17 protein-coding genes are annotated in these 13,481 nt (G+C 61.0%); 9 read left to right on the plus strand and 8 right to left on the minus strand.

Translation table 11 applies throughout. The features are described 5' to 3' along the window. Window positions 1-42 precede the first annotated feature (42 nt). Window positions 43-345, plus strand: a complete 303-nt coding sequence (locus PCPL58_RS10900; protein WP_003369824.1) for an Rdx family protein — start codon at window positions 43-45, stop codon at window positions 343-345. 92 nt (window positions 346-437) lie between these two features. After that, window positions 438-1,247, plus strand: coding sequence for a UDP-2,3-diacylglucosamine diphosphatase (locus tag PCPL58_RS10905; RefSeq protein ID WP_065349399.1), 810 nt, complete (start codon window positions 438-440; stop codon window positions 1,245-1,247). Between the two features lie 10 nt (window positions 1,248-1,257). Here the strand turns inward: PCPL58_RS10905 and PCPL58_RS10910 are convergent, their stop codons facing one another. Both PCPL58_RS10910 and PCPL58_RS10915 read right to left on the minus strand, forming a co-directional pair. After that, window positions 1,258-1,569 carry an Mpo1-like protein gene (locus tag PCPL58_RS10910; RefSeq protein ID WP_003393857.1) on the minus strand — a complete coding sequence of 104 codons (312 nt, stop codon included), beginning with the start codon at window positions 1,567-1,569 and terminating at the stop codon, window positions 1,258-1,260. Window positions 1,570-1,760: 191 nt separating this feature from the next. Beyond that, window positions 1,761-3,215: a TrkH family potassium uptake protein gene (locus PCPL58_RS10915; protein WP_003369828.1), complete on the minus strand. Its 1,455-nt coding sequence runs from the start codon at window positions 3,213-3,215 to the stop codon at window positions 1,761-1,763. Between the two features lie 173 nt (window positions 3,216-3,388). On the opposite strand from PCPL58_RS10915, the gene PCPL58_RS10920 reads away from it, so the two are divergent. Beyond that, a complete protein-coding gene (locus PCPL58_RS10920; RefSeq protein WP_065349400.1) occupies window positions 3,389-3,949 on the plus strand; it encodes a nitroreductase family protein in 561 nt (186 codons plus the stop codon). Here PCPL58_RS10920 and PCPL58_RS10925 read toward each other — a convergent pair whose 3' ends face one another. The 6 genes from PCPL58_RS10925 to PCPL58_RS10950 all read right to left on the minus strand — a co-directional run bounded on the left by PCPL58_RS10925 (window position 3,950) and on the right by PCPL58_RS10950 (window position 8,199). Beyond that, window positions 3,950-5,299, minus strand: a complete 1,350-nt coding sequence (locus PCPL58_RS10925) for a sensor histidine kinase (protein ID WP_044309943.1) — start codon at window positions 5,297-5,299, stop codon at window positions 3,950-3,952. A gap of 85 nt (window positions 5,300-5,384) precedes the next feature. Beyond that, a complete protein-coding gene (locus PCPL58_RS10930) occupies window positions 5,385-5,870 on the minus strand; it encodes a Spy/CpxP family protein refolding chaperone (protein ID WP_065349401.1) in 486 nt (161 codons plus the stop codon). A 186-nt stretch (window positions 5,871-6,056) separates the two neighbouring features. Next, complete coding sequence (locus PCPL58_RS10935; protein WP_065349402.1) at window positions 6,057-6,734, minus strand: response regulator transcription factor; 678 nt, start codon at window positions 6,732-6,734, stop codon at window positions 6,057-6,059. 7 nt (window positions 6,735-6,741) lie between these two features. Continuing rightward, window positions 6,742-7,155, minus strand: coding sequence for a translation initiation factor 2 (locus PCPL58_RS10940; RefSeq protein WP_044309941.1), 414 nt, complete (start codon window positions 7,153-7,155; stop codon window positions 6,742-6,744). Between the two features lie 146 nt (window positions 7,156-7,301). Beyond that, entirely contained in the window at window positions 7,302-7,601 is a 300-nt protein-coding gene (locus PCPL58_RS10945) for a YciI family protein (RefSeq protein WP_003369841.1), read from the minus strand. Between the two features lies 1 nt (window position 7,602). Continuing rightward, window positions 7,603-8,199, minus strand: coding sequence for a septation protein A (locus PCPL58_RS10950; RefSeq protein WP_003314713.1), 597 nt, complete (start codon window positions 8,197-8,199; stop codon window positions 7,603-7,605). Between the two features lie 65 nt (window positions 8,200-8,264). On the opposite strand from PCPL58_RS10950, the gene PCPL58_RS10955 reads away from it, so the two are divergent. The 6 genes from PCPL58_RS10955 to rluB all read left to right on the plus strand — a co-directional run bounded on the left by PCPL58_RS10955 (window position 8,265) and on the right by rluB (window position 13,282). Next, window positions 8,265-9,128 (plus strand): PHP domain-containing protein, encoded by an 864-nt coding sequence (locus PCPL58_RS10955; RefSeq protein ID WP_003434521.1) that lies wholly within the window; start codon window positions 8,265-8,267, stop codon window positions 9,126-9,128. Between the two features lie 13 nt (window positions 9,129-9,141). Continuing rightward, window positions 9,142-9,771, plus strand: coding sequence for an L-threonylcarbamoyladenylate synthase (locus tag PCPL58_RS10960; protein ID WP_104685645.1), 630 nt, complete (start codon window positions 9,142-9,144; stop codon window positions 9,769-9,771). A gap of 119 nt (window positions 9,772-9,890) precedes the next feature. After that, window positions 9,891-10,589, plus strand: a complete 699-nt coding sequence (locus PCPL58_RS10965; RefSeq protein ID WP_173926086.1) for a segregation and condensation protein A — start codon at window positions 9,891-9,893, stop codon at window positions 10,587-10,589. A 15-nt stretch (window positions 10,590-10,604) separates the two neighbouring features. After that, window positions 10,605-11,372, plus strand: coding sequence for an SMC-Scp complex subunit ScpB (gene scpB, locus PCPL58_RS10970; protein WP_003404130.1), 768 nt, complete (start codon window positions 10,605-10,607; stop codon window positions 11,370-11,372). 304 nt (window positions 11,373-11,676) lie between these two features. Next, on the plus strand, window positions 11,677-11,868 hold the full coding sequence (locus PCPL58_RS10975; RefSeq protein ID WP_002554453.1) for a DUF1289 domain-containing protein: 192 nt from the start codon (window positions 11,677-11,679) through the stop codon (window positions 11,866-11,868). Between the two features lie 184 nt (window positions 11,869-12,052). Then, complete coding sequence (gene rluB / locus PCPL58_RS10980) at window positions 12,053-13,282, plus strand: 23S rRNA pseudouridine(2605) synthase RluB (protein WP_003314721.1); 1,230 nt, start codon at window positions 12,053-12,055, stop codon at window positions 13,280-13,282. Window positions 13,283-13,481 lie beyond the last annotated feature (199 nt).

Here is a 13,481-nt window from a genome sequence, read left to right on the forward strand (position 1 = left end):
CGCTGCGTATCATGGTCGTCTGAATTTCCGAAGGGGACGCCCATGTCTGCCGAAAAACCTGAAGTCATCATCACTTATTGCATTCAATGCCAATGGCTATTGCGCGCTGCCTGGCTGGCCCAGGAACTGCTGAGCACGTTCAGCGACGATCTGGGTAAAGTCTCGCTGCAGCCAGGCACCGGCGGCGTGTTCCACATTACCTGCGACGGCGTACAACTCTGGGAACGCAAGGCCGATGGTGGCTTTCCCGAAGCCAAAGTGCTCAAGCAGCGGCTGCGTGACCAGATCGACCCGGCCCGCGATCTGGGCCACAACGACCGCCATACTCCGGAAAGTGCTCAGTAATACAGGCGACTGTCACGACATCGCCACGCACGTGTCACATTCGGTTAACCGGCATGCTCCACTCTTCTGGAAACCCTGCCGGAGGTCGTCACATGACCAGTGCTCAGCTCGCCACACCCAGCCGCAAACAACGCGTGCGCACCTTGTGGATTTCCGACGTTCACCTAGGCACGCGCGATTGCCAGGCCGAGCACCTCTCCGCGTTTCTCAAGCGCTATCAGGCTGACAAGGTGTATCTGGTCGGCGACATCATCGATGGCTGGAAACTGCGCGGCGGCATGTACTGGCCACAAGCACACACCAACGTGATTCGCCGCTTGCTGACCATGAGCAAGCGCGGCACTGTAGTCATTTACGTCACCGGCAATCACGATGAATTCCTGCGCCGCTACTCCAAGCTGGTGCTGGGCAACATCCAACTGGTCGACGAAGTCGAACACGTGACGGCCGATGGACGTCGCTTTCTGGTCATTCACGGCGACCAGTTCGACGTGATCACCCGTTACCATCGCTGGCTGGCCTTTCTGGGCGACTCGGCCTATGAATTCACCCTGACCCTCAACCGCTGGCTCAACCACTGGCGCGCCAAGTACGGCTATGGCTACTGGTCGCTGTCGGCGTACCTCAAGCACAAGGTCAAGAGTGCGGTGAATTTCATCAGCGATTTCGAGGAAGCCATCGCCCATGAATGCGTGAAGCGCGGGCTGGACGGGGTGGTCTGTGGGCACATCCACCATGCGGAAATCCGTCAGGTGGGCGGCGTGGAATACCTCAACTGCGGCGACTGGGTCGAATCCTGTACCGCCCTGATCGAACACCTGGACGGCAACATCGAACTGTTCCGTCTGGCGGATGCGCATTTGAAGGCGCAACAGGTTGCGGTCGAGGAAACGCTTGCCTGAAGCAAGCGGCCTAGAACGGCACCTTGCCCAGGAGCATGTCGCGGTACATCACGAAGTCGCCGAGCAGGCTGTAAAACGGATGCTTGAACGTGGCCGGACGATTCTTCTCGAAAAAGAAATGCCCGGCCCAGGCAAAGCCGTAACCCGCGACCGGCAACAGCCACAACAACCCCCACCGGCCGCTGCCCACACCAAACGCCAGCAGGAAAATCACCAGCGATGTACCGACAAAATGCAGACGCCGACTGGTAGCGCTGCTGTGCTCGGCAAGATAGAAAGGATAGAACTCGGCAAAGCTCGAAAAACGCCTGATGGTATCCACGGTGCCTGTCCTCGTGTGGGTTCTTATTGTTATACACAAATTTAGCCGGCTGTCGTGCCGATGTGGAGTATTCGAGTCCTGCTCATGTTTACGACTATCGTGCCAATGCTCCGCGTGGTAACGATAAATCAAATGCCGTCTTCGCGAATAAGCGAAGCGTCGCTCGGTCCGCTCCGACGCCCAGCCAGACCTCAATGCCGCCAGAATGCCGGTACACAGAGTACCAGCACAGTAATGATTTCCAGACGGCCAAGCAGCATGCCGCCGGATAGAATCCATTTGGCCGCATCCGGCAAGGTAGAGAAATTGCCCGCTGGCCCGATGACCTCACCCAGCCCTGGGCCTACACCCGATACCGTACTGGCAGCGCCGGTCAGCGCCGTCATCCAGTCCAGCCCGAGCAGCGACAGCATCAGCGCGATCAGACAGATAGTAATCGTAAAGAAAAACGAAAAGGTCAGGATCGAGCGCACGATCTCATCGTCCAGCCGATGGCCATTGTATTTCTGCTTCATCACCGCGCGCGGATGGATCAGTTGATTGAGGTTGGTCTTGAGCAGAATGTAGGCCACCTGAAAACGGAAGATCTTCACGCCGCCCGCTGTCGAGCCGGAACAGCCGCCGATAAAGCCCAGATAAAAGAACAGCATCAGCGAGAAATTGCCCCACAGGCTGTAGTCACCCAGTGCAAAACCCGTCGTCGTCACCACCGAGGTCACGTTCAGCGCGACATGGCGCAGCGCTTCGGTCCACGGCAGGTCCGTGGTGTTGGCGTACCAGACCGTCATGACCAGCCAGGTGATCAACAGCAGCCCGATCAGCCCCTGAACCTGCTCATCCTTGATCAACGCCTTGCGATTGCCGCGCAGGGTGGCGACATACAGGGTAAAGGGCAGACTGCCGAGGATCATCACCACGATCGCCACCCAGTGCACCGCCGGTTGCGGCCATTTGGCCAGCGACTGGTCGGACGTGGAGAAGCCGCCGGTGGAAATCGCCGACATCGCATGGTTGATCGCGTCGAACAGACTCATGCCCGCCGCCCAGAAAGCCAGACTGCCCAGCGCGGTAAAGCCGACGTAGGCGAGCACGATGAACTTGGCCACCATGTGCGAGCGGGGCATGACCTTTTCCGAGCGATCCGAGGACTCGGTCTGGAACAGACGCATGCCGCCGATGCGCAGCAAGGGCAGAATCGCCACGGCCATACCGATGAAGCCGATGCCGCCCAGCCAGTGCAGCATCGAACGCCAGATCAGAATGCCCGGTGACATGCTGTCCAGGTTGCTGAGTACTGTCGAACCGGTGGCCGTGATGCCGGACATGCTCTCGAAGAACGAGTCGGTGTAACTGATGTGCTGGGTCAGCAGAAAGGGCAGGGCGGCGAAAATGCACACCACGATCCAGCTGGAGACCGTCAGCATGTACATGTCCCGCGGGCGCAACTGAACGTTGTCGGGGCGTCCGGGCACAACCAGCGCCAGGCCGGCGATAAAGGTAATGGCGCTGGCCCACAGGAACTCGCGCAGGTCCTCGAAACGGTCGTAGATGACCAGCGTGGCCATGGGCACGATCATGGCGACAGCCAGGGTGATCAGGAAGATGCCGATAATGAAACCGATGATACGCAAGGTCGGCAACGACATGACAGGCTCTGGCTGGTGTGAGGAAAGGCGCCATTCTACCTGCGCTTGAGGGCATGTAAACCGGCGCCGCCGAGGACCGGCTGCGAGCGCAGAGGTAACGAATTGTCCGTCGCACTCGTTATTGACGCTAAACAGGCTCTAGAATGCTCGATCACTTTTCAAGGAGACAGTCCATGCAGGCGCTCGACGTTTTGCTCAATCGTGTATCGGTTCCACGACTGGTCGACCCGGCCCCGGACGCTGCGCAGCGGGAAATCCTGTTCGGTGCTGCATTGCGCGCGCCGGACCATGGACAGCTCAAACCGTATCGTTTTCTGACGGTCGAAGGCGCGGCCCGTGACCGCATGGGCGAGATGCTGGCGCAGGCGCTGCAGGAGAGTGGCGCTGAAATTACCCCGCAGGCGCTGGAAAAGGCCCGTCTTGGCCCATTGCGTGCACCCTTGGTGGTGGTCGTGATCGCGCGCTTGCAGGACCACTTCAAAGTCCCGCACTCGGAACAGCGGATCACCGCCGGATGCGCCGCACATGGCGTGTTGCTGGCAGCGTATGCACTGGGTATCGGTGCGGTCTGGAGGACTGGCGAGCTGTCCTATGCGCCGCAGGTGGCCAAGGGCTTCGGCCTTGAAGCCGGCGAAGAAGTGCTCGGCTTTCTGTACCTGGGCACCCCGCTGAACCCGCCGCGCGAAGCGCCAAAAGTCGATGTGGGCGGGTTTGTCAGCGAGTGGCAGGGCTGATCAGACAGACGATAAACTGAGCGGCTCTCTGGGCAGATCCAGCGTGGCGATAAACCCGCCTTCCGGGTGATTGCCCAGCATCAGGGTGCCGCCATGTCGCTCCGCTGCGCGTTTGGCGATCGCCAGCCCCAGGCCGTGACCGGGCGTGGTCTGGCCGGGGGCGCGGTAAAACGGCTCGCCCAGTTGTGCCAGATGTTCGTCGGCAACCCCCGGACCATGATCGCGGACGCTCAGACGGACGTGATCGCCGACCTGAGTTGCCTGCAGATCGATGCGCTGACCGGAGGGGTTGAAGCGCAGCGCGTTGCGCAGTAGGTTGTCCAGCGCACGTTCGATCATGTCCGGCCAGCCTTTGAACTGCAGGCTGTCCTGCACCTCGACGCGAATGTTCTGGTCGATACCGTCCAGTTGGGTGTCGTTCTTCAGGCGCTGCAGCAGCGCTTCGAGGTCGACAGGCTCAGGGCCGCGAAGCTCGGCGTCGAGGCGCGCCAGGGCCAGGATCTCGCTGATCAGCGCCTCCAGCCGGTCACACTCACGGCCCAACCGTGGCCAGAGTTTTTCACGCTCGGCAGGCTCCGCACGTTCAGCCAGCGCCAGGGCGATGCGCAATCGGGCCAGCGGTGAGCGCAATTCATGAGACACATCGCGCAGCAACTGACGCTGACTGCCAATCAGGCTTTGCAGGCGCGCGCCCATGCGGTTGAAGTCCTTGGCCAGCACGCCGAACTCGTCACGCCGGTTGGCCAGCTGTCCGAGGCTGTGCTGTTGATAGCTGGTTTGCCCCAGGTCGTGTACTGCACCGCGCAGGCGACTCAGCGGTCGTGTAATCGACAGCGTCACGAACAGGCTGAACAGGGTCAGCACCACCAGCGCAATGCCCAGCGCGCTCAGCGGCCACATCAGACTCTGACGGTGCCATTCGTCGAGCTCCGGGTGCGGAACGCGGTAGATGAACAGGTAGGTTTCGCCGGTCTTCGGGCTGCTGTACTCGGTGGCCAGACGGCGCCAGGGCAGTTTGCGCCCCTGATCGTCGTCTTCCCGCTGCCGCGCTTCCAGAGCTGCGGCGCGCGGCGGGAAGGTGCCACGCACCATCGGCTCGCCGCTGTCGCTGAGCACTTGTGTGTCGATACGATTGCGACGTTTGATGTCCTGAAGAAATTCCTGAGCGTTATCCGCGCCCTTGTCCTCGAAGCGTTGCGTCCACTGCTCGGGCAACGAGTTGAGCACCGGGTGACGACTGAGGATCCACGCATCCTGATTGAGCATGTGCCCCATGAGCACCGACAGGCCGCCTACCAGAGCGATGGCCAGCCAGAAGCTGGCCAGGATTCGCCAGAACAATGAACGCACGGGATTTCCTCGGTCTCAGTAAAAAAGCCCGGCATGCGCGTGCATGCCGGGTTGTGTTCAGCTCATCGGCCGCGAGGCCTGATGGTTACAGCGCTTTTGCTGCTTTTGCCGCTTTCCAGGCCTTGAACTCGGCCCATTCGGCGCGACGCTCATCTTCTTTCTTCTTGATCTCGTCAAACAGCTTCTGCTGGTCAGGCCTCAGCAGTGCACGAACTTCGCTGTCGGTCTTGGAGCGTTTGGCTTCGATTTCGTCGTGCATTGCTTTCTGGTCGGCAGCAGGCATTTTTTCCAGGTAGCTTTGAGTGACTTCGCGACGCTCGTGCCGTTGCTCGCGCATCAAGCGTTCGATCTGCTGACGCTGTTCACGTGTCAGGTCCAGCTCGGCCATCGGTCCCATCGGGCCAGGGCCGCGATCCATACGTGGGCCAGGGCCAGGGCCGCGGTCATCGCGATCCATGTGCATGGCAGGTGCGTCAGCATCCGGGCCACCGGCAGGTGGCGCTGGTGGTGCGGCCATGGCAATGGTCGGCAGGGCAGTGGCAAACATCAAAGCGATCAGGGTCTTGCGCATTGTGTATCTCCTTGTCTCTAGTGCGGCTCGATGCCGATGAGCCCAGTTTAGGGAGATCAAGGTCAAGCGCAGTCAGCGCTTGGTAAAGCTTGTGTAAGGAGACCGTTGCAAGTTGTCAGCTTAAGGCTACACGCCAGAAGCGCTGGGCTTTCAACTTGCTGCGTCAGGCTTGCCACGTGAAGCGACTCAAAGCGCGTAGTAATAGCCGCGGCTGCGCAGCGCGACGATGCGTGGGCGGCCATCGGCGTGCGGGCCGATTTTCTTGCGCAGGTTGCTGACGTGCATGTCCAGACTGCGGTCGTACAGGGTCAGTTTGCGGCCCAGGGCCAGTTGCGCCAGCTCCTGCTTGTCCAGCGGTTCGCCGGGCTGGCGCATCAGCGCTTCCAGCAAGCGGCTTTCGGACACCGTGAGGGTCAGCTCCTTTTCGTCGACACTGACCACACCGCGCATCGGGCTGAAGGTCAGGTCGCCCAGTTCGAGCTGGCTGGATGATGCGACCGGATGACTGCGGCGCAGCACGGCGCGCAGGCGGGCAGTGAGTTCGCGAGGGTCGCAGGGCTTTGCCAGGTAATCGTCAGCGCCCAGTTCCAGACCCAGAATGCGGTCCAGCGGCTCGCCGCGTGCCGAGAGCATGACCACCGGCAGGTCGGGGTGGTCGGCACGTAATTGCTTGAGCAACTCCAGACCGCTGCCGTCAGGCAGCATCACGTCCAGCACCACGGCAGCGGGTGCGGCGTCGGCCAATGCCTGACGCGCGCTGGTCCCGTTGTGACAGGCGCGCACCTGAAAGCCTTCCTGGCTCAGCCAACTGCTCAGCAGTTCGCACAGTTCCTGATCATCATCAATTAGTAACAGCTCGCTCATGACTCACTCAATTTAGCCACTGCCGACGTTGCCTACGCCAACCGCTGACCAATATACCGCACAGAAGGGCGAACATCGCAACGCCACCGCCTGCGATGAACCATTGTTGCTGCTCGGTCAGCAGGCGCGGGGGCGCTGCGGACAGTGCTTCTTTGAGCTGCAACTTGAGCTTTTGGTTCTCCTGACGCAAACGTGTCAGCAAGGCGTTGTTGCGTTCCGGATCGGCGTTCTGTAACTGCCGTGTCAATTCTTCGCGCTGCCGCTCGCTGTCCTTGAGACGCACCTGGAGGTCGGCCATCTGGCTGGCGGTGCCTGGCTGATGCAAAGGCTGTAATGCGCCACCTTCACCGACCGTCTCGGCGTTTACCTGCACACTCGCCGCCATCAATATCGCCAACAGACACCACGTCGCTGAACGCATCTGAACTCCCTTTTACCGAGCCGTGTAAATTCGCACATTGAGCGGGTTATCGGCAGGCAGGCGGGAATGATGAATGAAGGGCGGGGCGGCAGGACGGCCCTGCTTCGCTGGAAGCAGGGCGTGCAGGTGTTGTCGAAGGGCGGGGATCAGGGCAGGACTTGCTTGAACGGCTTGACCACGACGTTGGCATAGACGCCAGCGGCAACAAATGGATCGGCTTCGGCCCACGTCTTGGCGGCGCTTTGCGATTCGAACTCGGCAACGATCAGGCTGCCGCTGAAACCGGCAGCGCCGGGGTCGTTGCTGTCGACTGCCGGGTGTGGACCGGCCAGCACCAGACGGCCTTCATCCTTGAGCGCGTTGAGGCGATCGAGGTGCGCCGGGCGAACGCTGAGGCGTTTTTCCAGCGAGTTTTCGACGTCGGTGGCGATGATTGCGTAGAGCATGTCAGTCCTCGGATTTGGTCGTATTGGGAGCGGTGTCGTGCAGGTGGCGTGACAGGTAGATTCCCTGGCCGACCAGGAAGATCAGGGTCATGCCCAGGCTGCCGAATACTTTGAAGTCGACCCAGAATTCCTGATAAGTGAAGGCCACATACAGGTTGGCTGCGCCACAGAACAGGAAGAATATGATCCAGGCGATGTTGAGCCGGGTCCAGATCGCCGCCGGCAGGGTCAGTGCATGCCCCATGATGCGCTGGATAAGCGGACGGTCGCCGATGAAATGACTGCCGGCGAAGGCGACGGCAAACAGCCAGTTGACCACCGGGGCTTTCCATTTCAGGAAGGTTTCGCTATGGAAGGCCAGGGTCAGGCTGCCGAACACCAGGCACGCCACCAGCGTGAGCCACTGGCTTTTTTCCAGCTTGCGTTGTTTGACGTAGAGAATGCCGTAGACCACCACCGAACTGATGATCAGCATCGCCGTTGCACTGAAAATGCCGCCTACCATATAGGTATTGCCGAGGATATCCACGGCACGCGGCTCGGTTTTGTAAACGATGAAGAACAGGAGCAGCGGGATGAAGTCGATGAATTGTTTCACAATGGCAGCCAGAAGCAGGATGTGGCGGCATAATAACAAACATCAATGAACACGAAAGCATCACTATGAATGTAGACCTGCACTGCCACAGCACCGCTTCCGACGGGGCGCTCTCGCCTACGGCACTGGTTGCGCGTGCTCATGAAAACGGCGTGCGCGTCCTTTCGCTGACCGACCACGATACCCTCGAAGGGCTTGAAGAGGCCCGTGCGGCGGCGCATTCATTGGGTATGCAACTGGTCAACGGGGTGGAGCTGTCCTGCACCTGGGGCGGCGCGACCATCCATATTCTGGGTTACGGATTCGATACCCAGGCCCCGGCGCTGACCGAAGCCATCGGCCGTTTGCATGAAGGACGCTGGCTGCGTGCGGAAGAAATCAGCCGTAAATTGGCGATCAAAGGTATGCCTGGCGCGCTGGAAGGCGCTCGCGCGATTCAGCAGGAGCTGGGTGACAGCGGTAATGCGCCTGCGCGTCCGCACTTTGCCGACTTCATGGTGCGCTCGGGTTTCGTCAAGGATCGCGCCGAGGCATTTCGCAAATGGCTGGGGGCGGGCAAACTGGGCGATGTGAAGCAGCACTGGCCGACGCTGGAGGACACGGTCGCCACCTTGCGGGCGTCGGGTGCGTGGGTCAGCCTTGCGCATCCTTCACATTATGACTTTACCCGCAGCAAACGGCGTAAACTGGTCGGCGATTTCGTCCAGGCCGGTGGGCACGCCATAGAAGTGGTCAATGGCATGCAGCCTGCCGATCAGGTCGGAACCCTGGCCATCCTTGCACGCGAGTTCGGTCTGCTGGTCTCTGCCGGCAGCGACTTCCACGGTCCTGGCACCTGGGGCGAGATCGGTACTTATCGTCCCGTGCCTGAAGATCTACCGCCTTTGTGGTGCAGATTCAAACATGAACAGCCTACTGCCGCCGTCTGAACAGGAAGTAATCGTGAGTCAATTTTTCCAGGTCCATCCGGAAAACCCGCAGCCGCGCCTGACCAAACAGGCCGCTGAAATCATCAAGGCCGGCGGGCTGGTGGTGTACCCGACAGATTCGTCCTATGCACTGGGCTGCCAGATCGGTGACAAGAGCGCCATCGAGCGCATCCGCCGCCTGCGCCAGCTGGACGACAAGCACAACTTCACCCTGATGTGCTGCGACCTGTCGCAGCTGGGGCTGTTTGCCAAGGTCGACACCGGCGCGTTCCGTGCACTGAAGGCGCACACGCCCGGGCCGTACACCTTCATTCTCAATGCCACCCGTGAGGTGCCGCGCCTGGTGCTGCACCCCAAGCGCCGCACCATCGGCCTGCGGGTGCCAAGCCATCCCATCGCCCAGGCCCTGCTGGAGCAATTGGGTGAGCCGCTGATGAGCGTCAGCCTGATCATGCCGGGCGACAGCGTGCCGCTCAGCGATCCCTACGAGATGCGCCAGATTCTCGAGCATCAGGTCGACCTGATCATCGACGGCGGGATCGGTGGTATTTCGGCGTCCACGGTCATTAACCTGGCCGAGGGTGAACCTCAGGTCGTTCGGGTCGGCTGTGGTGATCCGACGCCGTTCGGTGAACGTGCCTGATGACAGCCGTCGAGGCAGTGGACAGCCAGGCAGACGCCCAGCAGGAACTGCCGTTCGCGCTGGTCTACGGGCGTGCTGTCACGCAGATGCCGCTCGACCTGTACATCCCGCCCGACGCGCTGGAGGTCTTTCTCGAAGCGTTCGAAGGCCCGCTTGACCTGCTGTTGTACCTGATCCGCAAACAGAACATCGACATCCTCGATATTGCCGTTGCCGAGATCACCAAGCAGTACATGGGTTACGTCGAGCTGATGAAAACCGTGCGCCTGGAGCTGGCTGCCGAGTATCTGGTCATGGCCGCCATGCTGGCCGAGATCAAATCGCGCATGCTGTTGCCGCGCTCGGCGGAAGTCGAAGAGGAAGAAGGCGATCCACGCGCCGAGCTGATTCGCCGCTTGCAGGAATACGAACGCTTCAAGGTCGCCGCCGAGGGTATTGACGGGCTGAGCCGGGTGGGCCGCGATGTCATCGTGCCGAAACTGGACGCTCCCGAAGCCCGCGCACGCAAGTTGCTGCCGGATGTCAGCCTTGAAGAAGTGCTGATGTCGATGGCCGAAGTACTGCACCGTGGCGACATGTTCGAAAGCCACCAGGTCAGCCTCGAGGCACTGTCCACCCGCGAGCGCATGAGCGATGTCCTGGAACGTCTCAAGGGCGGCGGTTTTGTGCCGTTCGCCGAGCTGTTTACCGCCGAAGAGGGGCGTCTGGGTGTGGTCGTGACGTTCATGGCGGTGCTTGAGCTGGTCAAGGAGTCACTTGTCGAACTGGTCCAAAACGAGCCCTTTGCGGCGATCCATGTCCGGGCGCGAGCCGAGTAGAGCAAGAACACACCCATGAACCTCAACGAACCCCGCGAACTGGCCCCGCTGCTTGAAGCATTTCTGCTGGCCTCCGGAAAACCGCAGACGCTGGAGCGCCTGTATGAGTTGTTCGAGGAAGGTGAGCGCCCTGAGCCTCCGGTGTTCAAAAAGGCACTCGAGGTGTTGCGCAAGTCCTGTGAGGGGCGCGCCTTCGAGCTCAAGGAAGTGGCATCGGGTTATCGCCTGCAGATTCGTGACCGCTTCTCGCCGTGGGTCGGGCGGTTGTGGGAAGAGCGGCCGCAGCGTTACTCCCGGGCCATGCTGGAGACCCTCGCGCTGATCGCTTACCGCCAGCCGATCACGCGGGGCGAGATCGAAGATGTCCGTGGTGTCGCGGTCAACAGCCACATCGTCAAGACTCTGCTCGAGCGCGAGTGGATTCGTGTGGTGGGCTACCGGGATGTGCCCGGCAAACCGGCCATGTTCGCGACCACCAAAGGCTTTCTCGACCACTTCAATCTCAAAAGCCTCGACGAGCTGCCGCCGCTGGCCGACCTGCGCGAGATGGAAACCGAGCCGGTGCTGGATTTCGAAGAGGCACCGGTGCCTGCGCACCTGCAAGCCCTGGCCGACGCCAGCCTCGACCCGGACGCAGAGCCGGAAGCCCCGCGTGACGAAACCAGCTTCCGCAGCCTGCTGGTGGAACTGGACTCGATGGAGCAGGGCCTCAAGACCGACTTCGACGACCTGCTGCGCGCGGAGCCAGAGCCTGAAGACGACAAAGGCGACGATGAGGTCTGATTGACTCGCGCTCACACGCTGAAGCGTTCAGCGTGATACACAAGTCTCGTGGGAGCGAGCTTGCTCGCGAAGGCGATGGTGCAGGCTCGCTATTTTCGGATTCTGTACGGGCCCTTTCGCGAGCAAGCTCGCTCCCACATGACCTGTATGTAGCCATGAGCGCTCTGCGTCCTCTTGATACCTCGTCCTGGAGCGTGCAGAACGATAATCAGGACTGTCGTGCCAACGCCCAGTGCATTTCGGTCGAATTCATACGCCAGCCCAGGGTCACATCTGATACCACTCGCCATGAGATTCGCTGCCCATGAGTTCGACCAAGAACCCCTGCATCAGCCTGTGCAAGTTCGATGATGACATTTGTCTGGGATGCGGCCGCAGCAAGCGCGAAATCAAGGCCTGGAAGAAACTCGACAAGGACGACAAGCGCACGGTGCTCGAGGAGTCTGCCAAGCGGCTGGCCAAGCTCAAGACCGCCGGTCGTAAAAAGAAGAAGTGATTCGTGCATTTGCCGTTGACGCCGGATGCGTAAACCGGCGCATGGGCGTATGATGGTCGACCCTCGGCGATCAAGTGTCGCCCGGGCTTTCAAGTATTTCGCCTTGCCGCTATCCACAGCGCGCCGGGCACAGGTCTTGCCGGTTCTCGGCCAGCCCTGATTCGACACACCGGGAGGTGCCCAGATGAGTGAAAAAGACAAGCAGGACAGCCAGGAAATCGGACCCGCAGGCGAAAAGCTGCAGAAGGTTCTGGCGCGCATTGGCGTGGGTTCACGCCGTGACGTGGAAGCCTGGATTACCCAAGGCCGTATCAAGGTCAACGGCAAGGACGCGACCCTCGGTCAACGCGTCGACCTGCATGACGCCATCAGTGTCGACGGTCGCGTCATCAAGCGCGAAGAAGCGGCCGAAACGGTCCGTCGCGTCATCATGTACAACAAGCCCGATGGTGAAATCTGCACCCGTGACGACCCGGAAGGCCGTCCGACCGTGTTCGACCGTCTGCCGCGTCCGAAGGAAGGCCGCTGGATCAACATCGGTCGTCTCGACATCAACACCACCGGCCTGCTGATGTTCACCACCGACGGTGAACTCGCCAACCGCCTGATGCACCCGTCGTTTGAAATGGACCGTGAATACGCGGTTCGTGTGCGTGGCGAAGTCGATGACGACATGCTGCTGCGCCTCAAGAATGGCGTGATTCTCGAAGACGGTCCTGCACGCTTCACCGATATCCAGCAGGCACCGGGCGGCGAAGGCTTCAACCACTGGTATCACTGCGTGGTGATGGAAGGCCGTAACCGCGAAGTGCGTCGTCTCTGGGAATCCCAGGGGCTGGTGGTCAGCCGCCTGAAGCGCGTGCGTTACGGACCGGTGTTCCTCAACTCCGACCTGCCGATGGGCCGCTGGCGCGAAATGAGCCAGTACGAAGTCGATATTCTGGCAGCTGAAGTTGGTCTGCAACCTGTGGCCCAGCCGCAGATGAATGCCAAGACCAAAGACAAGATGGAGCGTCTGCAGCGTCAATCGTCGCGCCCTCTGGGCAAAGGCGAGCGTGTTCGTACCTTGCGTCCGGCGGCTGGTGCTCCGGCGACCGGCGGCGAGCGCGCACCGCGTCAGCCGCAGATCACCGGCAGCGAGCGCGATCGTCCGCGCGGTGGCGATTCGACTCAGCGTCCTTCGCCGCGCAAGGATTCGGGCAAGCCCGGTTCACGCGCGCCGCGTCCGGCCGACAACAGCCGTGGTACGCCGGTCGCCGAGCGTCCGAGCGACATGAACAAGCGTCCGGCCAAACCGGGCCCGAAGCGTGTCGGCATCAAGCTGGTCAACGATGATGCGCCGTCAGGCAAACGTCGTGGTCCACCGGCAGGTTCAGGTCAGCGTCCAGGCTTCGGTCGTCGCAAGCCTGAGTGATCGCTCGGTGTGAATGAATGGCAACGCCAGTCCACAGGGCTGGCGTTGTCGTTTTCGGCGCTCTGAAAAGCGCTGTCACACTGCGGTCACGCATCGACCTTCCGGTTTTGAACCTCAGCCGGAATGCCCGTGTACAATGCTGCGCTTTTTTCTGTGAAACAGTGCTGTTCAACGCTCCGGGCCATCCGCCTCGAACGCT

This window comes from Pseudomonas cerasi, from assembly GCF_900074915.1.
GTDB lineage: Bacteria > Pseudomonadota > Gammaproteobacteria > Pseudomonadales > Pseudomonadaceae > Aquipseudomonas > Aquipseudomonas cerasi.